The sequence below is a fragment of the Planctomycetaceae bacterium genome, from assembly GCA_041398825.1.
In the GTDB taxonomy this organism is placed as follows: domain Bacteria; phylum Planctomycetota; class Planctomycetia; order Planctomycetales; family Planctomycetaceae; genus F1-80-MAGs062.
Window position 1 is genome coordinate 966,776 of record JAWKTX010000001.1, and the last position, 25,780, is coordinate 992,555.

Here is a 25,780-nt window from a genome sequence, read left to right on the forward strand (position 1 = left end):
GGCGTTAACCGGAGCCGGTTCTGTAAGCTCTGCGGCAACGCGTTACCAGCGGAAGACCCCGGTTCCCCAGCTGAGGCCCGCTCCGAAACCGCACATCACCACAATGTCACCTCGATTGATACGTCCCTTTTGGGAGGCTTCATCCAGCGCGATTGGTATCGAAGCGGCTGATGTATTGCCGACTCGATCAAGGTTGCAGTAGACCTTTTCTCTGGGGATCCCGAGCTCTTTCATCGCGTGGTCAATAATTCGGATATTGGCCTGATGGAGCACGAACAAGCCGACATCTTCGACACCGATGCCAGCGGTCGTTAAGACCTGTTGAATGGTTTCTGTGACCGCCTGGATGGCCCACTTGAAGACATTGCGACCATCCATTTTCAGGTAATGTTCTCCAGAAGCGATCAATTCTGGTGTCAGCGGCTTTCGTGTTCCGCCAGCAGGTCGGTCAAGAAGGCTGCCACCCGCTCCATCAGCCCCAAGCTGATAGCAAATCAGACCCTGAGTTCGATCGCCTGCTTCGAGCAGGACAGCTCCTGCGCCGTCACCGAACAGAGGAGCCGTTCTCTGGTCAGTTTGTTCGACAATTCGACTGTTCAGGTCCGCCCCAATGATCAGGGCAAGCTTTGAGTTTCCGGTAGCAACGAACTGAGCGCCAGTTGTCAATGCATACATGAATCCGGAGCACGCGGCCTGCACGTCCATCGCTGGCGCATCCAGCTTCAGCTTGTCCTGCACGAGGCACGCCGTTGATGGGCAGGTGAAATCAGGAGTGAACGTGCCGACAATCAGCAAATCGATGTCGCTGGCATCCACGCCTGCTCGTTCAATTGCATTTCGGGCAGCCTGAACCGCCAGATCGCTTGTATTTTCGTAGGGGCCGGCGATCCGTCTTTCGAGAATCCCTGTTCGGCGTTCAATCCAGCCGGGTTCGAACCCATAGCGAGCTTCAAGTTGCTCGTTGGTGACAACGTTCTCGGGAACGCTGGATCCAATCGCCCGAATCTGGATGCCGGTGAGTTGGTTTGTTCGCTTCGAACGACGGAAGAGCAGCCTGGCATCGCTTCCGTTCTCTGAACGAAGGGCTGGCTGGAGCTCACTACGAACGGTATTCGGGTCGATCGCTGCGGGAACGCCCACGGCCTCTTGCAGTTCAGTCGCTCTAGAATTCATGCGGATTTCGTTCCGGAAAGAACAGATGATTCCTGACCGAGAACTGCCTCGTGCTTCCCCAGCAATCACACCTGGCTTCTTCGGTTACACTTTCCCATGAGACCCAGTGGGTAAACACCGTCGACATCGAATAGTTACGGTATCGAGCCATGCTACCTGACGAACATTGCCGCCTGAATTCGTGACCGGGTATTCCCCAATACCCATGCCGTGTGGCAGTCTACCCGGTTATTTAACTGAATGAAACCTCGACTCGACCACTCGCCGACTATAAATCCTGCGTTATTTGTCGAATTGCCCTCATCCTGGTCACGATTGAGATTTACGCGGCCGATCGAAGGCCAACTTCAAGGGCCAATTCTCGCACAATATGCTCGTCAATAGCCAGATCAGGCGTCGTTTCGTGGACGACGTGCAGGACATTGCACAGCTGGGTCAAGCGTGCGGGGAGACCCTGGGCCAGTGAAGTGATCTCTTCAAGGGCGTTTTGGGTCAGGGACTGCCCGTTCTCGGTGAGCGCCCCCAGCATTTTCATGGCGAAAGCAGCGGATTCGGCGCGGGATAATCGCGGAAGTTCCACTCTCAGCTCCGCGTCGTCGATGAGGCCTCCGGTTGGTAATGTGCTGGCGGCCATCACGATCGAAAACATTCCCTCAGTCTGAGCAGCCACGGCGGCCAGGTATCGAATGGCCCCCTGAAAATCGCCGAACCCGTGGTCCAGATCGTCCAGGATCAACAGTGTTTTCAGGCCACAATGTGCGCGGCCCAGGATTTCGTCGCGGATGCTGATCAGGGTCGCAGCTTTGTTCTGCTGGCTGGCAGCCGGAAGCGAGAATACGGATGCGATGTGCCAGAACAGAGTCTCTGCATCCATTCCGGCCACGTTGACCATTGGGCATGAGAATTGTTGTCGCGTCAGAATTTGTTTTAGCTTTGCAAGCACGACGGTTCGACCGGAGCCGGTCTGTCCCTGAATCAACGCCATTGTCGTGCCGGATTCAACGAGGTAAAGGAGCCGATTCAGGGCTTCGACGTGAGTCGGTGTTTCCAGAAATTCCGGCGTTTCGACTTTTCGCCCAAACATGATTTGTCCTTTTTGCACGACTGCAAACTTCGGGTCCCAACTACCAGAATGGCGGCGTCGACAGGTCTATTGCTGGCAACTCCTGCTATAAACCCACTGATCGGCAGAATCGGCGGATCTGGCGCAGTGGATTCGTGCGAAACGGGTTCGGATGAGAACCAGGACTGCTGATGCGGAAGCATTTCAGGCGGCTTGACACGATGGCTGGCAGGATCTGCAATTCTTTCGAGCATCGCCGGACATTGTCTGTGCCACCGGTGGTCGAAGCTGTCGGCTTCCCGTTTGAATTTCATCCCCCGCTAAATCTCCGGAAAAAATTTGAAATGACTGAGTTCAGTTACCGCTCTGCCGGGGTAGATCTTGAGCTGTACGAGCAATCAATGGAGCGTCTGCCGGCGTTGATGAGGCGCACCCACACTCCTGGTGTGATGGATCTGCCGGGCGGATTTGCCGGTCTGTTTCGGTTGTGTGCGGAAAAGAAATGGAGCGACCCGGTTCTGGTCTCCGGAACAGATGGGGTTGGCACCAAAATCAAGGCTGCCATCCTCGCGAATCGGTTTGACACCATCGGCATCGATCTCGTCGCAATGTGTGTCAACGATTGCCTCTGCCTGGGGGCAACTCCCCTGTTCTTCCTCGACTATGTCGCAATGGGCAAAGACGATCCGGCGCTCCTGGAACAGCTGGTTCGCGGCGTGAGTGATGGGTGCCTGCAGTCGGGGGCCGCCTTACTGGGCGGCGAAACTGCGATCATGCCGGACCTGTACGCGGTTGGCGACTTCGATATGGCAGGTTTTTGTGTTGCGGCCGCAGAACGGTCCGAGCTTGTGGATGGCCGTCTTCGCGTACAGCCCGGGGATGTGCTTATCGGCGTTCCATCGTCTGGTTTCCACAGCAATGGCTACAGCCTTGTCCGAAAGGTCGTGTTCGAACACGCAAGGCTGGAGATTGATCGGCCGATCGATCTGCTGGGGTGCACTGTTGGTGATGCTCTGCTGCGCCCGACACGTATTTACGCAAATACTGTTGCATCGGCCCTGGCGGTGGCTGGCAATTCTGAAATTCACGCCATCGCTCATATCACAGGTGGCGGAATTGCTGACAACCTGGAACGAGTTCTTCCAAAGAATGTTCGGGCGGTTGTCAACCGGGATGCCTGGAAGGTGCCTCCGGTATTTACGTGGCTTCAAAGTCTTGCCAGTGTTGCCGACGACGAAATGGCCCGGGTGTTCAATATGGGAATCGGCCTGATCCTCGCGGTGCCCGAAGGCCGTGCACAGGTCGTGCTGGAGGCGTGTTCGACAGAAGAATACCCGGCTGTTCGCCTCGGAATGATTGAAGCGCAGTCCGAAGAAAACCCCGTCGTTGTTGTGCAGTGACCAGCTGAGAAACCCAGACATTTATTTTAAACCAGTCCGATGGGAGTACGAAGTGGGAATCATTTACCTGCAGAAGCTGAATAACGACGTCGTTTCGCATTGTTCGTGTGAAGACGGCCGCGTTTCGTTTCCGGGCCAGATGGATTGCCCCTGGTGCGGCTGCGGATGGCTCTTCAGCTGTGTGACGTGTTGCAAAGCATTCACGTTTGCTAAAGGCGTGGAACTGGATGCGACATGGGAAGAAGTCGCCACTGAAGCCATCCGAAATAGCTGGGAAGAAGAGCCGACTGCCGAGGACGTTGCCTCATGGGTGGAGGCCATGCAGGAATTACTTGAGTGCGTTGAAGTCGGTGAGACCTATGTTTACCTCGATGGCGCGGTGATTCCGGCCGATGTTGACGGAGTCGAATTTGAGGGCTGGCATTCCCTTCATAAACTCGACATGCTGCCTCAGGTGGAAGCGATTCAGAATCCCTCGATTGTGGACGACGTGCTGGCTAATAAAGAATACTGGATGCAGACAGCGCTTCCTGATTCAGAATGGGATGACGAAGAAGATGACGAATCCGAATGAAAATCTGGCCGGTGAAGAAACGGTGCGGGAAAGGCAATGAATGATATTCGTCGCGACCTGATCCGGAAGCGTCGCTACGTAGGTTGGATCGCAACTGGGTGCCTGACCGCTGCTGCCGTGGCTTTTCTAAACGGCGATTTTCAGTCTGCCTGGGCCAGTTCCTGCCTTCGGATTGGCATCGTGCTGGGGGCCATGTGGGCCGCTCTTCCGACGCGAACTCGCCCTGCTGCCTGGGAACATCTATCTGGCTGGAAACTACTTGCGATTATTGTTTGCGTCGCATACGCGAAAAGTCTGCGTTTTGCCCTGCCCGTTCTGCTGGTGGCAGTTCCAATACTACTGGTTGGATTTGCGCTGGGGCGATTTTTCCGCCGAAGCAAATAGCTTTGTCCCTGTCGTCCGCTCGTAGTGATTTCAGCGGGCGATTGGTTGATGACGTGTTTGCCAGTTTTTCCGGGAAGCTGATGTTGCGTCCGGGCAACATGAAGTGTTTCAGGCTTTAAACATGCGTGGCCAATCCACGCGCATTGACTTGCAAATGGGCGATTCATTTGCCAATTGCCCAGCCTTTTTCGCTGGACTCTCTTTGCGGTGTACATTCTGACAACAGCGAATAACAAAGGCTGGTCCGACGTGCAGACCTGTGGACGTGTCGAGGTTCCGCGACGTTTGTTTCGGGATTCTCACACCTTTTGTGACTTCCTGAACTAGTGTTTCCATTGATGAACCATGCGCCGGGGTTCCCTGACGGGCCGGGCTGAATTGAAAGTTGCGAGAGAGAGAAAGAATCCAATGCACACTCAGGCACCTGAACAGCGAGTCGTTCCCAGCGGAGCAGAGTCGCTAAAATTCAGTAGTCGCCCAGCTGGCTCATCGAATTCCGGAGGTCGGCCGCTGTCGGGTGGTCGTGAAATCACTGCTATTGGCATTCTGACTGCTTTTCGCCGTCGATGGATTCCCGCTCTGACTCTGGGTATCCCCGCCGCATTGCTGGTCATGGCATTAATCTGGGAAATGATTCCAGCGGCCTACGAGTCGTATGCATTGCTGAAGATTCAGCAGTTCGAACAGGTACTCAACTTCGAAACCAAAGAACGTCAGTCGGAGTTTCTGACCTATCGTGACACGCAGAAGGCGCTTCTGAAGAGTCGAGGCGTGTTGACCGCGGCGCTTCGCAATCCGGAAGTTTCCGAATGCCGAACTCTGAAGAAAGTTGAATTCCCTGTCGATTGGCTGGCTCGTGAAATCTACATCGGCGAGGAGGTCAGTCCTGAGTTTCTGCGAGTCTCACTGGAAGGCGAATACCCTGCTGATTTGGCATTGATTGTGAATGCTGTCAAAGATTCGTATCTGAACGAAGTTGTCTACAGCGAACGCAACGAGAGAATTGAGCGACTGAAACAGCTGGAATTATCGTTTGAAGAAGTAGACAAGCGCGTACGAACAGCACAGCACAACATCGACCAGCTGGCAGAGAAGCTGGGATCCGGTGACCCCAAAGTTGCCGCGACGACGCAGGCAATTATCCAGAATCAGATTCTGGATTTGCAAAAGGATCTGCGGGAAATCAATGCTCAGATCCGGGGCGAAGAAGCGGCTCGACAGATCATGAAGGAAAACGGGATTGCTCCCGGAACGCTGAATCTGGATGGCATTCTGGGACTCGCAAACCCTGGTGCATCATCGACAACAGGTTCCAGCCCGTTTGGTATGACACTTCAGCAGCAACTGATGGCTGTTCGCACCCGAATTTCTCAGTTCGAAGCCCAGACTCGCAATACAAACCACCCGGATTTACTTGATTTGAAACAACAGGAGCAACAACTGGTCAAGATGATCAGCGGCGTCAGTGGCGAAAAGTCTCCTGCCGGAATTCCTTTGTCACGCATCGATGTTCTGATGCGTGAACGTGAGAAGATCCAGCAGGAAATCGATGAGCAGACGGATCGCCTGCAGGACATCGGACAAAAAATCGTCCAGATGGAACAGGAGCAGCGCGAGATTGAACAGGACATCAAACTGCGTGATGATCTGAGTCTTCAGCTCAAGCAACGACGCGTTGAAATGCACGCTCCGGAACGTATTTCTGTCGCACAGGCTGCCCATGTTCCGGAGAAGCGGGAGATCAAAAAGAAAACGCAGATGTCCTTCCTGGGGGGGCTCGCTGTCCTTGGATCGATCATTTGCGGATTTACTTTGTTTGAATGGTTTTCGCATCGTGTCGGGGCCACGACGGATATTTCCGGAGAGGTTGGGCTTCGCCTGGTGGGAACAATTCCTTCGCCCGATCGAGGTGGGCTGCTTGGGCTCGGAGTGTTTGCTGGTAAGGTTGACTATGACGAGTGGAATCGGGCAGTCACTGAATCGATGGATGTGGTGCGAACGTTCCTGATGCGGCACATCGATCCTTCACGACCCGCTTCGATCCTCATTACGAGTGCGTCTGCGAATGAAGGCAAGACTACGGTCTCCTGCCAGCTTGCGGCGAGTCTCGCACGCACGGGCAAACGAGTTGCCCTGGTGGATTGCGATCTTCGCAGACCGTCGGCACATGAAATGATTGGTGGTCAGGTTTCTCCGGGGATCAGCGAATACCTGCGGGGTGAGTTCACTCTGGATCAGATTGCTCAGAAGACGGCAGCTCCAGGACTGGCTTTCTTCAGTGCGGGGATGGTTGATCAGTCAGTGCTGCAGAAGCTGAGTGCAGATGGTGGACGCAGCATCATCAGCGAACTGAAGGGGCAGTTCGACTTCGTTGTGATTGATACCTCCCCATTGCTGTTTGTTGCCGAACCGTCAATCGTTGCACAGAACTCGGATATTGTGCTGCTGGCTACTCGCAAGGACTACAGTCGTGTGCCATACGTCATGCAGGCCCGAGACTCACTGCGAAGCCTGCAGGTTCCATTGCTCGGGGCGATCATGGTCGGTGCAGACTCAGACTTCCAGCGTCAGACCTACGGTTATCAGCAGGACGTGATGCGCCTGAGCTGATGAACCGTTAGCTGATGCTGGTCAACAACGACAAGATTTGAGAACGATTCCATGTCCATCGAGTCGATGCGAACTGCTGAGCAACCTACGGAGACAAGCTTGCGTCCCGAGCCTGTGTCTGATGGTACGTTTACGGTTGACGTTGAAGACTACTTTCAGGTCTCGGCGTTTGCCCGGCAAATCAGGACCGATGACTGGGACCACTACGAATGTCGAGTTGAGCGGAATACCAGGTGTATTCTGGATCTGGCTGCGGCAGCGGGAACGAAGGGGACGTTTTTCATACTGGGATGGGTCGCTGAGCGTTATCCGCGTCTGGTCCGGGAAATTCAGTCTGCCGGACATGAGATTGCCTGTCACAGCCATTGGCATCAGTTGGTCTACGAACTGGGGCCGGATCGTTTCCGCGATGACCTGAAAAAATCACGTGATGTGCTGCAGGATATCTGTGGTCAACCAGTCCACTTATATCGTGCACCCAGCTTTTCGATCACAAAGCAATCGCTCTGGGCCCTTGAGATCCTGCTGGAGGAAGGCTTCGATACCGACTCCAGTGTTTATCCGATACGCCATGATCGTTACGGGATCTCAACCGCTCCGATCATTCCGCACCGCATTCGTACCGCCTCAGGAATCATCAATGAATTTCCCGGGATGGTCAGCCGTTTCGGGAAAGCAAAAATTCCCGTTGGTGGCGGTGGATATCTCCGCCTGTTCCCCTGGAGCATCACTGAAGCGTTGCTGCGGCAGATTCGCATGGAAGGCAGACCAGTCAATGTTTACATCCATCCATGGGAAGTTGACCCCGACCAGCCTCGTGTCGCGTCATCCCTGAAGTCCAGATTTCGCCACTACCAGAACCTGAAGTCGACGGTTCCCAAATTGCGAAAGCTGCTGTCTCGCTTTTCGCTGACAACGATGACTCAGGTTTTGAGTCAGCACGACTTGCCTTTGGCAAATAGCGTGAATGTTGTCGGTGACGGTCGGTCCGCGATTCCGGAGAGTGCGATGCAACGCTGACCGTTTGAATACGACAATTCATTTATGAAACTCTGCTAACGGCTAACTGTGCTCATGTCTTCAAAGGTTCTCTATATTACTCATCGCGTTCCGTGGCCGCCTGATCGGGGTGATCGTATACGCACATGGAATATCCTCAGGTTTCTTGCCGCACGCAGTCGGGTTGATTTGTTGTGCCTTTCGGACGAACCGGTCAGTAAGGAGACTTTGGAAACGCTGAAGCGAGTCGCGCATCGACTGGCTATTGTGCCTCATCGTGGAATGGCCCGGTACGTAAATGGTCTTAAGTCGGTCGCCCGCGGACATTCCATAACCGAAGGCATGTTCTGGTCGAAACCAGCAAGCGAAGTGCTGCGGCGCTGGAGTGCTGAGTCTCCCTGGAATGCTGCCATCGCATCCTCGTCTGGTGTCGCCCAGTACCTGGCCCCGATCCATGTTGGCCATATCCGCAAACGATGGGTTGATCTGATTGACGTCGACAGTGAAAAGTGGCTCGACTACAGCGTTTCCTCCGGGTTTCCCAGGTCAGCCGTCTTTCGGCTGGAAGGCAATCGGCTGCGGAAGACAGAACGAGAACTCGCTTCGTCGATGGATCGTCTGCTGGTTGTCAGCGAAGCCGAACGTCAGCTGTTTCGATCATTCTGCGACACCAGCGTCATTCAGTCTGTGGAGAATGGAGTCGACACGGAGTTTTTCTCTCCAGGCCCGGGTCCTGGTAGTTCGCTGACTCAACCACCGACCTGTGCTTTTGTTGGCGTCATGAACTATCTACCGAATGTTGATGCGGTTTGCTGGTTCGCACACGAAGTCTGGCCTCGAATTCGGGAACGATTTGCGAACGCTCGATTCGTGATCGTTGGAAAGTCCCCTGCCCCGGAAGTCGAGGCGCTGGCTTCCATCCCCGGGATAGAAGTGACGGGCGGCGTATCGGATGTCAGACCATGGTTGTATCAGTCTCATTGTGCCGTTGTTCCATTGCGGATCGCCCGGGGAATTCAAAACAAAGTTCTTGAAGCAATGGCATGTGGCAAGCCTGTCATCTGTTCGTCGGCACCTCTGAAAGGTCTGCAGGCGGAACCCGGGCTGCATTTGCTGAAAGCCGATTCTCCTGAGGAATGGGTCGATACTCTCAGTAGCGTATTTCAGGATCCAAATCTTCAGAATGAACTGGGTGCCGCGGCCAGTGCCTGGGTGCAGATGAATCACTGCTGGGACGCGTGCCTGGATTCGGTCAATGATCTCCTTCGGGGAGATCCTGTGACAAACGCACCTGAGCAGGAGGTGAAGGCGTGAAGGGCCTTGTCTTTACATGGCTGTTGACAGTGGTCGGCGTATCCTCATCGATCGTCAGCCCGTTCTATGGATTCATCGCCTACGTTGCGCTGGCGATTCTGAAGCCCGATTCGCTCTGGGAACACTCGATCAGCGGCGGGCGATTCAGCCTGATCGTCGCTATGTCCATGCTCCTGAGCTGGGGCTTTCGCGGGTGTGGAAACTGGAACCTGGGCCGGGCCAGAGGCATCACGCTCTGTTTTATTGGTTTCTGGATCTGGGCGATTCTCGGCGCGCTGACGGCCGATGTTCCGGGGCCCGCCTGGTTTTTTGTTGAAGAGGTTGCACGAATTCTGCTGCCCTTTCTGGTCGGCATCACCAGCATCCGAAGTGTCAGCGATCTGCGAAAACTGGTGTGGGTGATTGTTCTTTGCGAAGGCTACGTCTGCTTTGAAATGAATATGTGGTACTTTCGTGGCTACAACTACTTGTGGCACGTTGGTTTCGCTGGCATGGATAACAATTCCGTAGCGATTGGTTTTGTGGCCGTCCTCGGATTATGCATTTTCCTGTTCTTCTCCGCAGAGAATCTGCTACAACGAGTCGTTGTCGTGGTCTGTGCTGCATTCATCGCGCATGCGATTCAGTTCTCGTTTTCCCGTGGAGCCATGCTGGCGGCGGTGCTTACCTCGGGCATCTGCTTCTTCATCATGCAGAAAACGACTCGCCACTATGTCTTGTTCGGTGGCGGACTGTTACTGGCACTGATGGTGGCAGGACCACAGGTGCGGGAACGTTTCCTGCAGACGTTTGAAAAGAAGGATGGCAAGTACGAAGCCTCCGCGCAAAGCCGACTCGACCTCTGGAAAGACTGTTACACGCTGTTTAAACGCGACCCGATTATGGGATGCGGGCCAAACCACTGGCCGCTGCACGCAGAGAGTTTTGGATGGACACCTTACAAGGAAGCACACAGTCTCTGGGTGCAGACTGCCACAGAGATGGGAATACCCGGGATCAGTTTGCTGGCGGGATTCTATGTTCTTTGCATCTGGCGGTGTTTCTGGATGCTGAGATCACTCACACCGGAAGATGACCCTTTGCTTGCAGACTTCGCCCGAATGACGATTGCCTCGTTATGTGGATTCGGAGTGGCTGCCCAGTTTGTGAGCCTCGAAACACTTGAGATTCCCTACTACGTCAATCTGGTTGGGGCGGGTACGCTGATGCTGCATTCTCGACAGCGTCGCGAGCGTGGTCGCATGATGGAACCCAATTCTTACGCGATTGCCGAACCTGCAACGACCGGGTTTTCGAATGCCGGATTCTCTACGGCGATGAATGTCGATGCAGCAGACGTATTTTCGAATGCGGAACCCCGGCCATCATTTGATCGCTCTGGATTCTTTAACGTCGAAACTGAGTCATGGGCGACAGGATCGACACATGCTGCAGATTGGCGAGATCAGATACAGCCCGGAGATCAGATGAATCAGGCATTGGATGATTCCACATCACCGAGTTTGACTGTTGCCCTGAATGAATTTGAGACAAGCGATGGGCAGAGCGACTTTTCACATCCTGACAGTCGCGTGGGGATCCTCAATTGACAGCATTTTAAGATGAGGGAGCGGATCTCTGTCGAGTACTTTTCGACCTGGCCCGGCTGCCTGAATTGTCCATGGCACCCTGTTCAGCCGGACACGGTTTGAACGCACCGACGCGCGATGAAACAGTCGTGTCAGTGGTTCTCTTCTGCTGGCGGAGCCCGGGTGGGCCTCCGGCAAAGGTGGCAGGATTGCCACAGTTGGAGAAACTATCGAATTGTGTATGGCGGACCGTGTCAGGCAAACCGCCGGAGACACGAACACGAGATACGTTTCCATTGGTCGGGCTTTCCGATTTACGAGTAATTACCAGCAGCAGTTCAGCAAAGAATTTTCATGAAGCCCGTTCGGGATTTATTGAAGCACTCCTCCATCTATGCCATCGGTCAGATCCTGACCCGGATGGCGTCGGTGATGTTGTTGCCGCTGTATACGAACAAACTCTCCCCGGCTGATTACGGGGTGACTGCAATTCTTGATCTCACGTCGTCTATCCTCGCCCTTCTGATCGGTAGCGGGATGGCGACGGCAGTAACACGTTCTCATTTTGATGACGATAGTGAGTCACACCGGGATCGCGTTTGGTGGACAGGGCTTGCATTTGTTTCCGTCGCGGCGTTGTGTGTATTGGGGCCGCTTTGGCTTGGGCGTCAATGGCTGTCTGATTTGACGCTGGGACACTCTCAAATTGACGGCGCCTGGTTTTATTCCCTGACTTTAATGACGACATGGGCATACGTAATCGGGAATGTCTGTGATACCTATCTGCGAGTTCAGAAGTGGTCCGGCACGTTCGTGCTGATTTCGCTGTTGAGACTTCTGCTGAATATTGGACTGAATGTGTGGTTCCTCGTTGGGCTGGAAATGGGGATTCGGGGATTGCTGCTTGGCAACCTGATTGCCTCTGTCCTTTACACTGTTGCACTGCTTTCGGTATTCGTACGCACACGAGGTCGAGTGACTATCGATATGCGGGTTGCGAAACAGATGTTCCGGTTTAGCGCGCCTCTTGTCGTGACCGGGCTGCTTTGCATGCTGATGCATGAGTCCGATCGATACGTTGTGCGAATGTATGGCAGCATGGAACAGGTTGGTGTTTATTCGCTGGCTCATAAGATTGGGTTTGCCGTCCATACACTTTGTTTGATGCCATTCATTTCTATCTGGCACGTTGCAATTTACGACATCGAACGCCAGCCGAATGCAAAGAACCTCTTCTCCCGAATCTTCACCGGTTTTGTGAGCGGCCTGGGAGTGCTCTTGCTCGGGGCTTCTTTGATCGTTCACCCTGTTCTCCCTTTGCTGACTCCCGACGCCTACGGCGATGCAATTGAATTGGTCTCTGTAATTCTCCTGGGTTTCTTTTTCTTTGGTTTACAGATTCAGTTTGAGGTTCCCGCGTTATTGTCCAAGCGGACGCAGTTGATGGTACCGGGCAGTGTGCTTGGGGTTATTGTAAACATTGCTGGCAATCTGCTGCTCGTACCCGTGATGGGTGTTTGGGGAGCGGCCTGGATTGGCGTTGCGACCTATGCGGTGTCTTCGCTGACGATTTACGCCATGTGTCGCAACGTTTACCGAATTGAGTATCCGTGGACACGAAGTCTTCTGACCATCGCAGGACTGGTGGCGACTTACTTGTCTGTGCGGTTCGGAGTCTTTCCAAAGACTGGCTTTTGGGGCCAGGTTGCCGTGTCCATTGCTGTTTGCGCTGTCTGGGCTTCTGCCCTGGTGGGAAAGGATCTCCTGGAATGGTGGCAATCCCGGCAGGAATCCTCCGTTGATGTCATTGAACACAGCAAGGTCCCCGGTCCATCCAGAGATCTGACAAGGGTCTGAAACGTACGGCACCGTCTCGTTGTCAGAGCAAGCGTTTTCATGCGACGACTACTTAAAACGATTTGTAACTGCCTGTGCGGTCTTGTAGTTGCCCCGGCGGTTGTCCTGTTTCGTCTGCAGAGCCAGATGGGGCAGCGAGATGCGTTCTGCGGCTGGATGCAGTTTCTGAGCCTGTTGCCCGGTCGCATGGGCGTGTTGCTTCGGCATGCATTCTTACGATGCACATCGGGCGGGTGTGGAAAGGATGCTCACGTTGGCTTTGGAACACTATTTTCGCATGCCGGTGTTTCAATCGGCGCTCGTTCTTACATCGGAAACGCCTGCTCTATTGGTGAAGTGACTATCGAAGACGATGTCCTGATTGCCTCTCATGTATCGATCATGAATGGTTGCCAGCAGCATGGCACAGAACGACTCGATGTGCCGATCCGTGAACAGGCTGGTGTCTACCTTCCTGTTACGATTGGTCAGAACTCATGGATTGGTGAACGGGCGATTGTGGCGGCAAGCGTTGGAAGGCACTGCATCATCGGGGCGGGCTCATTGATCCTCAAACCTGTTCCCGACTTCTGTGTTGCAGTGGGGGTGCCAGCAAGAGTTGTTCGCGATCGCCGAGTCACTGTGCATGGGCCGATGGCCGAATCGGACGACACGCTTGAAGAACAGATCGTGTCCGATGTGGAAATCACAATTGGCGAAATGAATTCCGTCGGACGATTGCGAAATGAGGGTCTGCCGTTGAAAGACTGTCCTGCCGATTGAATGTTGGAACAGTTCGTGGCAGGATATACTACGTAAGCATCTGATTCTTCAGATACTTTCGCCTGCTTTCTCCCCACATGTTCTGCCCAATTGCTTCAGGTCCTGCCGTGAAGAACCCTTTCATCGCCTTTGCCTGCCTAGGCCTTACGACTGCAGCCGTCTTCTTTGCGATGCTGCATGAGAATGCCGGGGATTCCGCTCCGACTCCTCCTCCGGCTGCCCAATCGCAAACTGAGCCGGTTGATGGCGCTACTGACCCCTCCTCTTCGACGGAGGCGCCGGTGCTGGTTGACGAGCCGGTTTCCAAAGATCCACGCCTCAAAGGAATGGTCTGGGTGCCGGGAGGAAGCTTTGAAATGGGGAGTAGGGATGGTGCGCCAGACGAGATGCCAGTGCATACAGTTCAGTTGGATGGATTCTGGATGGACAAGTATGAAGTCACGAATCGGGACTTTCAGGCGTTCGTAGATGCAACCGGATACGTAACGACGGCGGAGCAACCTCCGAAACTCAGAAGCATTGATCCTGAGTCAAATCTGAAAGACATCGCTATTCTCGAAGAATTTAATCAACCCGGGTCCATCTGCAGTTTGCAGCTTTCAAGCCGGGACGACATTGATCCGGAGAAAGGCGCCTACAGCTGGTGGCAGTACGTTGCGGGGGCCGATTGGAAGCATCCGGAGGGTAAGGAATCCAACATCGACGATCGTCAGAATCACCCTGTTGTTCACGTCAGCTGGCTGGATGTGCAGGAATACTGTCAGTGGGCAGGCAAAACGCTGCCATCGGAAGCTCAATGGGAGTACGCAGCTCGAGGAGGCCGACAGAACCAGACGTATCCGTGGGGAAAAGAACGAAATCCCGATGGCAAGTGGCTTCATAACATCTGGCAGGGAGAGTTCCCTGTCACCAACACCGAGGCGGACGGGTTCAGGCAGACGTCGCCAGTTGGGGCCTTCCCTGCCAACGAATTCGGCTTATTTGACATGTCGGGAAATGTTTGGGAGTGGTGTGCCGACTACTATCAACCGGCCTACTACACCGAAAGTCCGATTCGTAATCCTCCCGGTCCATCGAAAAGCTTTGATCCCCAGGAACCGGGCATTATCAAGCGCGTTCAGCGGGGGGGATCGTTCATGTGCAGCGAGCAATACTGCGTCGGCTATCGGGTTTCATCCCGCATGAAGGGCGAACAGGACACCGGTGCATTTCATACCGGATTCCGATGTGTTGTGACACCAGAAATGCTCAAATCCACACTGGTCAGCAGCACACCATGATTCTGCGCGGGAAACCTTTCTCATTCCCTGTTGCGAGCGCATGACGAAAGCACCTTTGTCCCCGTGGGCAGGGAAGGTGCTTTCTGCATTTTGCCAGGCGCGCGACTTCGGCATGTGGTTGAATGAATCAGCCAGCCAAAACGCGGAGACTTCTGAGTAATCCGCACATATGGCGCGGATCGTCAGTGCGTCAAATAACGCCACCATGAACGCGGTATGGCGTCGACAAGTCCGGCAGCTCAAGCCCCCAGATGCGTTCCCAGATTTCCGGGATGTGTCGCATACTTTCTGAGGAATAAATCAGCTGACGTGCACGAATGTCCGGAGATGGCGACCAAAGTGGCGTCGCACATCCAAGATTTACGCTTGCACAAACCAGCAAGAGGCCAGCCATCAATTTTTTTCGCAGCGACATCATCGCGTCCTTCCCTGGACCCCGGGATCCGCAGTTGAAAATGACGATTTCCAGTGCGGTAATTCAGAAGATGATCAGTTGATACCTGTTGGCTGCAAATTCTTCAGAACTCGCATCGCCTAACTCAGAACCATGATCAGATGAGACGTGATGACTTCAAGAACTCAAGTTCAACCAATTCGACCGTAGTTTGAAGCTGGCGGAGGGCCCTGATCCGATTGGGATCCCAATGACGCATCCCTCGGGATCGCATCGGGGAGTGATCGGTTTTCCGGAACCGGACCTGCACTGTGAGAATGGTTCAGAGCGGCTTGTCGAGCAGCTTCCTGCTCTTCCAGCTGTCGAACTTTCTCTTCCATTTCCTTGCCAGGTTTGAAGGTGACCACAAATTTTGCAGGCACCTCAACCTGTCCACCTGTTCTGGGGTTCCTGGCCTTTCGGGCGGCTCGCATTTTCACCTCGAACACGCCGAAGTTTCGGAGCTCAATTCGTCGGTCTTCAACCAGTGTTTCAATGATGGCGTCAAACGTCTTCTGGACGATCTCCTTCGTCTTGAGCTGGGTGAGCCCCATCTCTTCTGAAATCGCCTTCACGATCTCCTTTTTTGTCACGACGCGCTTCTCCCACGGATGAACCGACTAGTGAAATCGTTTCTACTGAAAACGATACAACTTTAAGATGCATCAGGACTTACTGTCAACCCTCTGGTTTTGCAGTGCGTCCGGAAGGCGCCTGAATGACCGTCCATAGTGTCACATGAGTGAACCTTTGGTCAGGTCACATCTGATCATGTTTCTGCGTTAGGTTGCCAAAGAACAATGGGCAGCGCACGCTTCTGGCAGCGCTTCCCTCCTTGGTATCGGCTGTTATTACAGTCATTCTTTGCAAAATCATGATAATCGGTAAACTTCGTCCAATTGTTACAACCGCTTGGGCTGTATGCTGTTTGCGGGCTTCGCTGAGTCCAAATCATCAGTCAGTCACTTGCTCAGATTTCGGTTCAAAGAACGATGGCAATTCCGCGGGATAGAGGTCTGACGGCCAGGCGCAAAGCGGTTGTCGGCCACCTTCGCCAGGACAGCGCTTGTAAGCTGTTTGCTGGCATGGAGTTCGGTGTAGGAGCCGCTGTCAGTTTTCTCGTCTGGCTCCTGGCGGGATGACGAGCTCTGGTCGGCGCAGAATCAAATAAAAAAGAACAGGGAGCACTGGAGATTCCAGTGCTCCCTGTTCTTTAGTGCCCGGGAATGAGCGTAAGACAGGTTAGTTTTGTGTCGCGGTTTGAGCCTCACGGCGTATCGCGTCGTAGATTTCCTGACGATGAACGGCAACGTCTCGCGGAGCATCGATTCCGATTCGAACTTTGTCCCCGCGAACTTCCACAATGGTGACTCGGATGTTGTCTCCGATGATTATGGTTTCGTCGCTCTGGCGTGATAGTACAAGCATAAGTCCCTCCTTCAAGTACAGTTTCGACGGAGCGGAGGGGCAACTGCAGAGGTTTTCCCGTCCCCGGCGCTGCGCTAACAACCGTGCACAATGGCAGCTTTGTGAGAAGCGGATCAAACGGAAAAGTCACGTTTTTCGGTCGCTCGGTCAACGCGAGTCGGGCTGCATTTGTAACAGTGTTGCTGGCAGGATAATCTCTGCGCGATGGCGTTGGCCAATCATGTCATTTGCTGATTGATTTCCTCAAGATTGAATCCTTTCGCCGAATGATTCGGATTGAGAGAATTCCTAGTTCACCAGCCACGATCCTCTACCACGATCCTCTACCGAGGTCCCACCGAATGCTGACTCTTCTCGTCGCGGTACTTTCCTTCTTCGGATTCATCGTCGCGTACAACACGTATGGGCGATGGTTGGCTCGGTCCGTATTCCGACTGGATCCGTCCGCGCTGGTTCCGGCCGAGGAACTGCGAGACGACATCGATTTCGTACCTACGGATCGGCAGGTGCTGTTTGGACACCACTTCACAAGCATCGCTGGGACCGGCCCGATCGTCGGGCCGGCAATTGCTGTGTTCTGGGGTTGGCTGCCCGCTCTCTTGTGGGTCGTGTTTGGGTCGATCTTCATTGGAGCGGTTCATGATTTCGGAGCGCTGGTCGTTTCGTTGCGAAATCGGGGCCAGACACTTGGCGAAGTCGCGGGAAGAGTCATCACACCGCGTGCCAGAGTTCTCTTCCTGATCATCTTGTTCATGGCATTGACTGTGGTTCTTGCCGTTTTCGGCCTGGTGATTGCCAAGATCTTTTCGATGTATCCTGAGAGTGTGCTGCCAACGTGGGCTTCTCTCCCGTTGGCAGTCGGAATCGGATTCTGGACGCACAAACGGAATGGCGGGTTGTTGATTCCGTCGGTTATGGCCCTGGCTGTCGTGTACGTCTGCGTCTGGCTTGGGGCATATGTGGTTCCGATTGATATTACGCAGCTGTTTGGTGTTCCGGAAACCGGACGCTGGGTCAATGTCACAACGGTTTGGACGGTTGTGCTCCTGGTGTACTGTTTCTTTGCTTCCGTGTTGCCCGTATGGGTGATGCTTCAGCCTCGGGACTACATCAACAGTCAGCAATTGGTCATTGCGCTGGTGTTATTGCTGGTTGGAGTCTTGTTTGCAGGACTGAATGGCACCGCAGATTTGGGTCAAAGTGCCCCAATGGTTGCGACGCCACCCGCTGACGCTCCCCCGATCATGCCCTTTTTATTCATCACAATCGCGTGTGGTGCCTGCAGTGGTTTTCATTGTCTGGTAAGCAGCGGGACGACCAGCAAGCAGGTTCGAAATGAGAATGACGCCCAGTACGTCGCTTACGGATCCATGCTGCTGGAGGGGGCACTGGCGGTGATGGTCATTTTGTCATGTTGTGCGGGCGTCGGCATGGGGCAGTTCGATCGAGTGGCCAGTGCAACGTCTCCTGGTGGATTTGAGTATCAGCCGCGCGAGGTGGATGGAGTCCAGGTGGCCGGACGTGCGGCATGGGAGTCTCGCTACAAGGTCAATGAGGGATGGAATAAATTCAAACTGAATCAGATGGTTCAGGCGTTTGTGGAAGGGGGGGCCAATTTCCTGACAGCGATTCATATTCCGATCCGACTGGGGATCAGTATTATCGCCGTTCTGGTTGCATGTTTTGCCGCCACAACGCTTGACAGCGCGACGCGACTGCAGCGTTATGTGGTCCAGGAACTGGCAGCCACTGCCGGACTGAAGCCTCTGACCAACAAGTTTGCAGCGACTGCGTTCGCGATACTTCTGGCTGGCTGGCTAGCCTCAATGCCGGCACCGGTACCGGCCGGGCAGCAGTTAAATGGCGGGACCGGGGGGCTCATTCTCTGGCCGTTGTTCGGTGCAACCAATCAACTGTTGGCAGGACTGGCCTTTCTGGTGATTGTGTTCTATTTGTGGCGGCGAGGACGTTCCATCTGGTTTGCTGCAATTCCTATGCTGATCATGATTGTCATGCCTGCCTGGGCCATGCTGTGGCAGATGTTTAATCCCCAAACCGGCTGGTGGCAGAACGGAAAAATGCTGTTGTTCGCAACTGCGGTGATCATTCTTTGCCTGCAGGTCTGGATGATTATTGAGGCATTTTTGCTGTTTCCCCGCATTCGTGGTGTCGTAGAGGAAGCGTTGCCGCCATTGAATCGTCCAACGACGGGATCTCCGGCATAAGTCCAACCTGTTCCTGCCCGGAATTGGGGTCTGAAAACAATTGGGGTTGGTTAAATGGGGGCTTCTGACGTAAATCACACCGTGTAGCCAGATGATGTGTCGCTCGTTGCGTAGCGGCGCGTCGTGCGAACATGGCCGTGTTATGCGGCTGTGAATTCACAGATTTTGGTGTGCCCGACGCCAGAGAGTGTTCATGACAATGCCTGATTTCAGCAATCCGGGTCCGTGGCTCCAGGAGCTTTCCGGCCTGACCACGACCATCATTGTTTATGCAGCTGTGTTCCACGTGTTCATGTTTTGCATGTTATGGGCCTGGTACGCGCGCGACCTGCAGGTCATTGCAGGGACGCTGGATGATTTTACCCGGGGATTAAAACATCGCAGCATCCTTGGAAAATCGGCTCCACTGACCAACCAGATCGAAGCATTCGTACAGGACATCAATGACGTCCTGGAGGATGATGCGCGCCGGGGGGATCGTGTGGAATGTCTTCGACGAATGCACATTCTGGACGAAAAACGTGGATACCTGGATTCTCTTTCGTTCGAAACGATGACCAACGTCGCTCGCACGATGATCGAAGCCTATCCGCTGGCAGGCGTTCTGGGGACCATTCTTGCAATCGGTTCGGCATTGCAGTCGCCGATAACGGAAGGCGCATCGACTACGATGAATGCCATTGTTGGACGTTTTGGAGATGCCATTTGGTCAACGTTTGCCGGGTTGTGCGCGGCCATACTACTGATGTTCGTCAATAGTGTGCTGGAGACGCGGTTTGCCCGGCTTACGGATAGTCGACTGCATGTTCGGGATATTGTTGCCAAGGCGAAACGCGAACTGGGGTTTGCCGTTGCGGCAATTGAAGAGGCCCCAGCCAAGGGGGCAAATCAATGACTCAGCCCCGTCGCCGATTGACGTTCCAGCTCACGCCATTACTTGATCTGTTGCTGATTGTTATTTTTGCTCAGTACATGGAAGTGCGTCAGAATGCCCAATCCGCGGAAGTTGAGCTTCAGCAGAAGCAGCGTGTTGTCGAGGCCAGGGAGCAGCAGCTGGCGGAAGAGTTCGCGGATCGAAAAAGGGCACTGGAAGAATTACATGCCGGGCAAGTGAGTGACGTTCAGGCGCTTCGAAGTGAATATCGTTCCAGGTTTCAGTCGATTGTTGACCAGCAGTATCAGGCGGGTTCGGCTCTTGCCGACGCAATGCAATTGCCTGGTAACCTGATGGAACAGGTTACTCAGCTGAAAAATTCCGGCGATCCCGAGGCTGCAGAACGTCTCGAAGCAGCGACAGTTCGTCTCAGGGAAGTAATAGCTGCCCGCGGCACCGAATTTGTCCGCTATGTGCTCAAGTACGACGAGATGCAGAAGCGGGTTTCGATCTGGGAAATTCATGTGGACGATAACGGACAGGCTCGCATCAGTGATGGAGAGCAGTTACACGTTGTTGGGTTTGAGTCGGAAGAAGAATTTACATCCCGCGTCTTTGAGGCAAGCAAATCTTTTGCCTCGCCCAGGACGCTCGTGCTGTTGTTGCTGTCATATGGCGACGCTCAGGCGGGCTACCGCCGTCGGGCGACGAATGCCATGCCGGCACTGATAGACCGGTTACGGCAGGATAGCGGCAATACTCGTTGGTTCGACTTTTCTCTGATGGGTTTTCGTCCGGATGGTTCCGTATTTGGGCATGTGGACAGCGGCGAAGAGAAGTAGAGGCAGATTCAATGGCATCGCGCAGAGTGGAAAACAGTCCTCCCGGAAAAATTGTTCGCAGGACATCTCGCGCCGCGACAGGTGGTGCGGCATTGTTTCTGGCTTTTCTGATGTACATGATCCTGAAGAATGGCACAGGAACTTCGACGCCCAGCGAAGGAGAATCGGGGACTGAAAGTCCACCGATGGCAACTGTAACGCCACCGGATGATATTGATCCCGCCGCTGAAAACTGGCAGGCGGTTCCTGACGGACTTTCGGATGACGAACGGAAGGCTTTATCCGGCAGGGTGCTGACGGTGCTGATCGACGAGAGAAGTTATCTGCTGCAGCTGCCGTCTGATTCCGACCCTGTTTATCGTCCTGTCGAACTTGCTCGCCTGATTCAGTTGTTGCCAATGGCGAAGGGCGATGCAAACGGGATTCGAGTCCGTATTCTGCGAAGAGAAAACGCCCGTGCTTCGGCTGAAGAGAAACTGAAGCTGGAACTCAGCCACGGTGGCGCCGGTGAATCCAGCGTTTATATGGCTGAACAATTCATTCCGTAGCACAACGTGACACTGGATCCCGAGCTGTGGCCGAAACGGTACCACCAGGCAATCTCAACCCTGACGAAGCAGTTATTTCGCGAGCCGTCGCTGTCTTTATGCTGGTGGTGCTTGCGGTTGCATCGATACCGCTGCTGGTTTGTATGCCGTTGACATCGGATACGGTTTTGTATGATCTACAGGCTGGAAAGCTGCTATCGGGCGGGACACTGTACCGCGATATCCTCGAACCGAATCTTCCGGGAATCGTTTGGGTGCATATTGCGATTCGTGGACTCGTTGGCTGGTCCACGCTGGCGATGCAGTCTGCTAATCTGGTCATCGTTGCATCCGCTTTGACTTTGCTTTCATGGGCAGTCAGCAGCAGGTCGCAGTTTGGATGGACGTTTCTTCTGACTTCCTGCCTGTTTTTCTTCTCACGCAACGAATGGTGCCACGGCCAGCGAGACTCGTGGATGCTGCTGCCAGTTGCGCTGGCGATTCTGTTGCGTGTTGGCCGGGGCGATAGTTCCCGTCGTTGCCGGTTGATTGGCCCGGTTGTTGAGGGCTTTCTCTGGGGTGTGGCATTCTGGATTAAACCCCACATCGCTGTGTCCGTCGTTGCGATCAATGGATTTCATTTGATCACTGCGATCAATCCTCGCGAAGAATTCAGGCGGACGGCAGGAGTATTGGCTGGTGGCCTTCTTGCCGGCATGCCAGGCATCTTTTGGCTGGTCCAGTCCGGAACCTGGCCACATTTCTGGGAAATGCAGACCGAATGGAATCCTGAGTATCTGGAGATTGGTCGTGAACGGAAATCGTGGGGACGGCTCTGGATGATGGCGCGCCGACTGCATCCATGGTGGGCGGTTCATGTGTTCGCAATTCCAGTCTCGCTGATTCAGATAAAACGAATGATTCACGCCCGCTCCGGGCATCCCATCGAGGCGGCGAGTCGGCCCCCGGACCGAGGCTCAAGTCGTTCAGTCACGATCGCAGTCCTGTACCTGTCGTGGTTTGGTCAGGCACTGCTTCTGCAGCATCCCATGGACTACATTCAGGTACCGCCAGTCATCCTGGGAATAGCGGCGTTATCTGCGTATCCGTGGCGGCTACCGACGCTGGTGCGTCGATGTGGAGTGGCAATCTTTCTGTTGCTGGGGCTTATCGTTTCACCACAATTGCGGCCACCGCGCATTAACCTGTGGCTTGATTGCGTCACGAAGGGCACTTCCATGCAACGAATGGCGGTTCTGTCACACGGTCGGTTTCCGGAATGGAAGCACTTCGAAGAGGTGATTGGATACCTATCGCGGCAGAACCTGCAGTCAGGTGAACTGACGTGTTACAATGTGCATTGTATTCACGCATATCCCGCTCTTGGATTGATGCCTTCGACAAGATACGTTGGGATATCGTCATTGCTGGAGCTTTTCCCGTCACACCGCGATGAAATCCTTTCCACTGTTCAGCACTGTGGCCATCGATTTCTACTGGCGGATGTCTCTGAATCCGAAGCTGTGCCGGGAGCATTTCCCTGGAATCATGACGTTGCATTTGAGTCCGGACCGTTTCGCGTTTATCGAATGCATCCTGATCAATGGTGACTCTGTTGCGGCGCAAAAAAGAAGGCCGGCCGTTTCTGAACGAAACGACCGGCCTTCGGGAGAAGTGTCTGCACGAAGTGCGCTGGTCACGTTCCCGGATGTTGCATCAATCCTGACTTCCCGGATTTCCGTGGTCAGTAACCCGCGACCTCACGAACTCCTTCGCTGGCGGTGAGCGTGTACGTATCTCCGGAGGCTGGCGTATAGCCGTCCGGGTTTGCACTGCCTGGTCCGTAATTCGTGTTTGACTGCCATGCATTCGCCACGTCTGTCAGCTCGTGGTTCACCGCGTACGAAAGGCTTGCGAGTCCAACAATCGATCCAAGGACCAGAATTGTTCCAACAAGGACAACTTCTGATGAGAGGATCATGCCGTGTTGATCCTTAAGAAGTTTTGCCAACAGTCTTCGCATGGACTTCGCTCCAGCTGATCTCGGAGGGAGACAGAGGAAAGTGAAAGTTGCAGGACAGAAACGGCACCGTCGTTCGAAGTTGATGAGCTTCGGAAACATTTGATGCCACCCGGCAACTCTACCTCAAAATCTCAACCGGGAGCGAAAACCTGATAAGAAACAGTGGCTCCCATATGGCATTCGACGGATGGTAGTGATCGTGACGACTCTGTTGCCGGTGAAGGCACCCGGAGCGCTGGAGTTCAACGTGTACGCCGCCCTGCCAGTCAATTCCGGACCAGACGGTTTTCAAGCACCTCAAGTGCCTTGGCGATGTCCGTGTCCAGCATCAGTTCGTCAGCGGTACGGCCACGGAAAAAAGATCGCTGGATGTCTCTGGGCTGCGGAACATCAATGTCAGGTTGCAGGCCTTTGCCCGAATAATTGTTGTCGTCCGGAGAGTAGAATTTAGCTGTCGTCAGCTTCAGACCGGTTTCTCCGGGCAGGTGCATGATCGTCTGAACGGACCATTTTCCATAGGTTTTTCGTCCGACAATTGTGCCTCGTCGGTGATCGTGAATGGCACCAGCAACGATTTCACTCGCACTCGCGCTGTTCTCGTTCACAAGCAGTACAAGTGGATAATTTCTGGTATCGTAAGCGTTTGCCCGAAACACCTGATTTTGATTGCTTGAGCGACCTTTTGTTGAAACAAGCACGCCTCGATCAATAAAGCGGTCGATCACTGCGGCAGCGGTTTCGAGCAATCCGCCTGGGTTATCTCGCAGATCCCAGATCAGTGCTTTCATTCCCTGACGTTCCAGCTTGCGAAGGGCATCGTCAAGTTCATCTGTGGTCGTATTCTGAAAGCCTTCCATTCGGATGTATCCGATTCCGGCGGTTTGATTCAGCATCACGGCGCGCGTCACGCTTCGGATGTGGACGCGGCGACGCGTGAACGTTCCGGTGTTTGATTTCCCGGAGGGTGTTTCCCAGGTAAGTTCGACCTGACTACCGCTGACTCCTCGCAACATTGAAGCGGCTTCGTCTGTTGTCGCGTCCCGACAATTTCGACCATCAATGTTGGTGATATAGTCACCTGGCAACAGTCCGCCGTCTTCGGCAGGGCTCTCCAGAAGAACGTTCACCAGGTGCATGCCACGACCGCTTTCAGCTTTCATTTCGATGCCGATTCCGACCAGCTCTCCCTGTATACTGCCAAAGAGTTCGCTGTAACGGTCGGGGGTCAGAAAGTTACTGTATTCGTCGAGGGCGTTGCATCCGCCAAAAATGAATTCAAGTACGACGGGGGTTCCCTGTAATCCGATTTCACGTCCGAGCTTGTCGCAAAGGCCAGTGATGGTTGCTCGTGCCTCGGTGCGGCTGCGGACCGGGCGATTCCAGTATTCCCTGATCAGCAAATCGCGTGCACGATCGACTGCCGTCTGGTTGACGTTCTTCAGATTGTGTTCCAGAAACTTTTCGTTGCCAAGAGCCATATAGAGGCTCTCTGTACCGTGGGCGACGAAACGCGTGATGCTGATCGTGTCGACATAGTCAAACTGCACGTGATCGAGGATGTTCTCAAACAGGTCCAGCGCTTCCGCTCGGCCTTTGCTGAGCAGATTGGCATCAAAGCTTCGATCGGTGTACCGACGGTCTATGCCAAAATGAATTCGTGTTCGCCTGAGCGCGTATTTCAGGTCGGCATCGTCTTCCCAGCGTTTCAGGCTTTCCTCGTAAAGAGTGATTGCTTCCACCCATTGCCGCCTGGTTTCGAATTCCTCACCGGCCAGTCTCGCATCGGTGGCGTTCGCGTAATTCGAAATGTCGACGTTACTGCCGAAAGCGTGCACTGCAGCCTGCGAAACAATTGTCCCAAACAGGAGTGCGGCAGCGAAAACGACACGTCGATGCCAATGGTAGATCTGCATGACACACTTCAGAAACGCCCGGCAAACGGTACGTTTCAGCCCTCAAGTGCTCGCTAAGTGCGGCGTCATGCCTGTAATTGAGATGAGTTCCTCGTTGAAATCACCGTCGAGTGAATTGTTTCAGACAAAGGACCCGACCCTGCAAACAGTACCCGGCAGGGCGGTCAGTCTGTAACGACCACTCGAATATATTGCTGAAAATCACGGCCGTCAAACTGGGATTCACTGCAGAAGGGACCAGGCCTGGCTAGCCCAAAACCTCGTTAAATCCCCTTTTCATTCACCGGATTCGCCAACTTCGCAGGTTTTCACTGTCGAAGCGTTCGGGAAGGCCGGTTTTTAGGGTTGTTGGCCTGCCGAAAGAAGCCGGAACGTGCTCTGCCGTGTGTCCGAACCAACCGGAGATGCACCGTCTGGAAGCGCTGTAGTAGTTGCGACAGTTGGTTCGTATCCGCGACCGGGGTCAGAACGATACGAAAAGGTGCGCCATTCGGAATCTCGTTCCGGCATCGCGCTGCACATCCTGCGAAT

At 54.1% G+C, this 25,780-nt stretch carries 21 protein-coding genes and 1 pseudogene; 15 read left to right on the top strand and 7 right to left on the bottom strand.

From position 1 onward, the window contains the following. Positions 1–42 precede the first annotated feature (42 nt). The gene (locus tag R3C20_03480; GenBank protein ID MEZ6039539.1) at positions 43–1,173 is read right to left on the bottom strand and encodes a beta-ketoacyl-ACP synthase III; all 1,131 of its coding nucleotides are present in this window, start codon (positions 1,171–1,173) and stop codon (positions 43–45) included. Positions 1,174–1,495: 322 nt separating this feature from the next. After that, the gene (locus tag R3C20_03485) at positions 1,496–2,257 is read right to left on the bottom strand and encodes an ATP-binding protein (GenBank protein MEZ6039540.1); all 762 of its coding nucleotides are present in this window, start codon (positions 2,255–2,257) and stop codon (positions 1,496–1,498) included. Positions 2,258–2,580: 323 nt separating this feature from the next. Between R3C20_03485 and purM the strand changes: the two genes are divergently transcribed. The 10 genes from purM to R3C20_03535 all read left to right on the top strand — a co-directional run bounded on the left by purM (position 2,581) and on the right by R3C20_03535 (position 14,984). Further along, on the top strand, positions 2,581–3,636 hold the full coding sequence (purM, locus tag R3C20_03490) for a phosphoribosylformylglycinamidine cyclo-ligase (protein ID MEZ6039541.1): 1,056 nt from the start codon (positions 2,581–2,583) through the stop codon (positions 3,634–3,636). Positions 3,637–3,688: 52 nt separating this feature from the next. After that, positions 3,689–4,210, top strand: a complete 522-nt coding sequence (locus R3C20_03495; GenBank protein ID MEZ6039542.1) for a hypothetical protein — start codon at positions 3,689–3,691, stop codon at positions 4,208–4,210. Positions 4,211–4,246: 36 nt separating this feature from the next. Then, positions 4,247–4,594 carry a hypothetical protein gene (locus R3C20_03500; protein MEZ6039543.1) on the top strand — a complete coding sequence of 116 codons (348 nt, stop codon included), beginning with the start codon at positions 4,247–4,249 and terminating at the stop codon, positions 4,592–4,594. Positions 4,595–5,002: 408 nt separating this feature from the next. After that, the gene (locus R3C20_03505; protein MEZ6039544.1) at positions 5,003–7,204 is read left to right on the top strand and encodes an AAA family ATPase; all 2,202 of its coding nucleotides are present in this window, start codon (positions 5,003–5,005) and stop codon (positions 7,202–7,204) included. A 51-nt stretch (positions 7,205–7,255) separates the two neighbouring features. Next, positions 7,256–8,224 carry a DUF3473 domain-containing protein gene (locus R3C20_03510; GenBank protein MEZ6039545.1) on the top strand — a complete coding sequence of 323 codons (969 nt, stop codon included), beginning with the start codon at positions 7,256–7,258 and terminating at the stop codon, positions 8,222–8,224. 54 nt (positions 8,225–8,278) lie between these two features. After that, complete coding sequence (locus R3C20_03515) at positions 8,279–9,517, top strand: TIGR03087 family PEP-CTERM/XrtA system glycosyltransferase (GenBank protein ID MEZ6039546.1); 1,239 nt, start codon at positions 8,279–8,281, stop codon at positions 9,515–9,517. Further along, entirely contained in the window at positions 9,514–11,106 is a 1,593-nt protein-coding gene (locus R3C20_03520) for an O-antigen ligase family protein (GenBank protein MEZ6039547.1), read from the top strand. Before R3C20_03515 ends, R3C20_03520 begins: the two co-directional genes overlap by 4 nt. Positions 11,107–11,439: 333 nt before the next feature. After that, positions 11,440–12,942, top strand: coding sequence for a lipopolysaccharide biosynthesis protein (locus R3C20_03525; GenBank protein ID MEZ6039548.1), 1,503 nt, complete (start codon positions 11,440–11,442; stop codon positions 12,940–12,942). A gap of 39 nt (positions 12,943–12,981) precedes the next feature. Further along, positions 12,982–13,704: an acyltransferase gene (locus R3C20_03530; GenBank protein ID MEZ6039549.1), complete on the top strand. Its 723-nt coding sequence runs from the start codon at positions 12,982–12,984 to the stop codon at positions 13,702–13,704. A gap of 107 nt (positions 13,705–13,811) precedes the next feature. Then, complete coding sequence (locus R3C20_03535; protein MEZ6039550.1) at positions 13,812–14,984, top strand: formylglycine-generating enzyme family protein; 1,173 nt, start codon at positions 13,812–13,814, stop codon at positions 14,982–14,984. Between the two features lie 190 nt (positions 14,985–15,174). Here R3C20_03535 and R3C20_03540 read toward each other — a convergent pair whose 3' ends face one another. The 3 genes and pseudogenes from R3C20_03540 to csrA all read right to left on the bottom strand — a co-directional run bounded on the left by R3C20_03540 (position 15,175) and on the right by csrA (position 16,845). Continuing rightward, positions 15,175–15,399: a hypothetical protein gene (locus R3C20_03540; protein MEZ6039551.1), complete on the bottom strand. Its 225-nt coding sequence runs from the start codon at positions 15,397–15,399 to the stop codon at positions 15,175–15,177. A 170-nt stretch (positions 15,400–15,569) separates the two neighbouring features. Then, positions 15,570–16,013 (bottom strand): annotated as a pseudogene (locus R3C20_03545) (HU family DNA-binding protein). Positions 16,014–16,659: 646 nt separating this feature from the next. Beyond that, positions 16,660–16,845 (bottom strand): carbon storage regulator CsrA, encoded by a 186-nt coding sequence (gene csrA, locus R3C20_03550; GenBank protein ID MEZ6039552.1) that lies wholly within the window; start codon positions 16,843–16,845, stop codon positions 16,660–16,662. A 341-nt stretch (positions 16,846–17,186) separates the two neighbouring features. Here csrA and R3C20_03555 point away from each other — a divergent pair, with 341 nt between their 5' ends. The 5 genes from R3C20_03555 (at position 17,187) to R3C20_03575 (ending at position 22,923) form a co-directional block, all read left to right on the top strand. Beyond that, complete coding sequence (locus R3C20_03555; GenBank protein ID MEZ6039553.1) at positions 17,187–19,070, top strand: carbon starvation protein A; 1,884 nt, start codon at positions 17,187–17,189, stop codon at positions 19,068–19,070. Between the two features lie 193 nt (positions 19,071–19,263). Beyond that, a complete protein-coding gene (locus tag R3C20_03560) occupies positions 19,264–19,965 on the top strand; it encodes a MotA/TolQ/ExbB proton channel family protein (GenBank protein MEZ6039554.1) in 702 nt (233 codons plus the stop codon). Beyond that, positions 19,962–20,786 carry a hypothetical protein gene (locus R3C20_03565; GenBank protein ID MEZ6039555.1) on the top strand — a complete coding sequence of 275 codons (825 nt, stop codon included), beginning with the start codon at positions 19,962–19,964 and terminating at the stop codon, positions 20,784–20,786. Before R3C20_03560 ends, R3C20_03565 begins: the two co-directional genes overlap by 4 nt. Positions 20,787–20,797: 11 nt before the next feature. Then, positions 20,798–21,334: a hypothetical protein gene (locus R3C20_03570; GenBank protein MEZ6039556.1), complete on the top strand. Its 537-nt coding sequence runs from the start codon at positions 20,798–20,800 to the stop codon at positions 21,332–21,334. Between the two features lie 26 nt (positions 21,335–21,360). After that, the gene (locus R3C20_03575; GenBank protein ID MEZ6039557.1) at positions 21,361–22,923 is read left to right on the top strand and encodes a hypothetical protein; all 1,563 of its coding nucleotides are present in this window, start codon (positions 21,361–21,363) and stop codon (positions 22,921–22,923) included. 134 nt (positions 22,924–23,057) lie between these two features. On the opposite strand, the gene R3C20_03580 is transcribed toward R3C20_03575, so the two are convergent. Together R3C20_03580 and R3C20_03585 are read right to left on the bottom strand one after the other, a co-directional pair. Beyond that, entirely contained in the window at positions 23,058–23,336 is a 279-nt protein-coding gene (locus tag R3C20_03580) for a hypothetical protein (protein ID MEZ6039558.1), read from the bottom strand. Positions 23,337–23,602: 266 nt separating this feature from the next. Next, a complete protein-coding gene (locus R3C20_03585) occupies positions 23,603–25,249 on the bottom strand; it encodes a S41 family peptidase (GenBank protein ID MEZ6039559.1) in 1,647 nt (548 codons plus the stop codon). Between the last annotated feature and the right edge of the window lie 531 nt (positions 25,250–25,780).

Bases quoted from the DNA above. Each gene is read 5' to 3' on its own strand.
- R3C20_03500 (MEZ6039543.1), top strand. From the start codon at position 4,247: ATGAATGATATTCGTCGCGACCTGATCCGGAAGCGTCGCTACGTAGGT.
- R3C20_03565 (MEZ6039555.1), top strand. From the start codon at position 19,962: ATGACTCAGCCCCGTCGCCGATTGACGTTCCAGCTCACGCCATTACTT.
- R3C20_03540 (MEZ6039551.1), bottom strand. From the start codon at position 15,399: ATGTCGCTGCGAAAAAAATTGATGGCTGGCCTCTTGCTGGTTTGTGCA.
- R3C20_03525 (MEZ6039548.1), top strand. From the start codon at position 11,440: ATGAAGCCCGTTCGGGATTTATTGAAGCACTCCTCCATCTATGCCATC.
- R3C20_03505 (MEZ6039544.1), top strand. From the start codon at position 5,003: ATGCACACTCAGGCACCTGAACAGCGAGTCGTTCCCAGCGGAGCAGAG.
- R3C20_03510 (MEZ6039545.1), top strand. From the start codon at position 7,256: ATGTCCATCGAGTCGATGCGAACTGCTGAGCAACCTACGGAGACAAGC.
- R3C20_03485 (MEZ6039540.1), bottom strand. From the start codon at position 2,257: ATGTTTGGGCGAAAAGTCGAAACGCCGGAATTTCTGGAAACACCGACT.
- purM (MEZ6039541.1), top strand. From the start codon at position 2,581: ATGACTGAGTTCAGTTACCGCTCTGCCGGGGTAGATCTTGAGCTGTAC.
- R3C20_03560 (MEZ6039554.1), top strand. From the start codon at position 19,264: ATGACAATGCCTGATTTCAGCAATCCGGGTCCGTGGCTCCAGGAGCTT.
- R3C20_03585 (MEZ6039559.1), bottom strand. From the start codon at position 25,249: ATGCAGATCTACCATTGGCATCGACGTGTCGTTTTCGCTGCCGCACTC.
- R3C20_03580 (MEZ6039558.1), bottom strand. From the start codon at position 23,336: ATGCGAAGACTGTTGGCAAAACTTCTTAAGGATCAACACGGCATGATC.
- csrA (MEZ6039552.1), bottom strand. From the start codon at position 16,845: ATGCTTGTACTATCACGCCAGAGCGACGAAACCATAATCATCGGAGAC.
- R3C20_03530 (MEZ6039549.1), top strand. From the start codon at position 12,982: ATGCGACGACTACTTAAAACGATTTGTAACTGCCTGTGCGGTCTTGTA.
- R3C20_03570 (MEZ6039556.1), top strand. From the start codon at position 20,798: ATGGCATCGCGCAGAGTGGAAAACAGTCCTCCCGGAAAAATTGTTCGC.
- R3C20_03480 (MEZ6039539.1), bottom strand. From the start codon at position 1,173: ATGAATTCTAGAGCGACTGAACTGCAAGAGGCCGTGGGCGTTCCCGCA.
- R3C20_03515 (MEZ6039546.1), top strand. From the start codon at position 8,279: ATGTCTTCAAAGGTTCTCTATATTACTCATCGCGTTCCGTGGCCGCCT.
- R3C20_03555 (MEZ6039553.1), top strand. From the start codon at position 17,187: ATGCTGACTCTTCTCGTCGCGGTACTTTCCTTCTTCGGATTCATCGTC.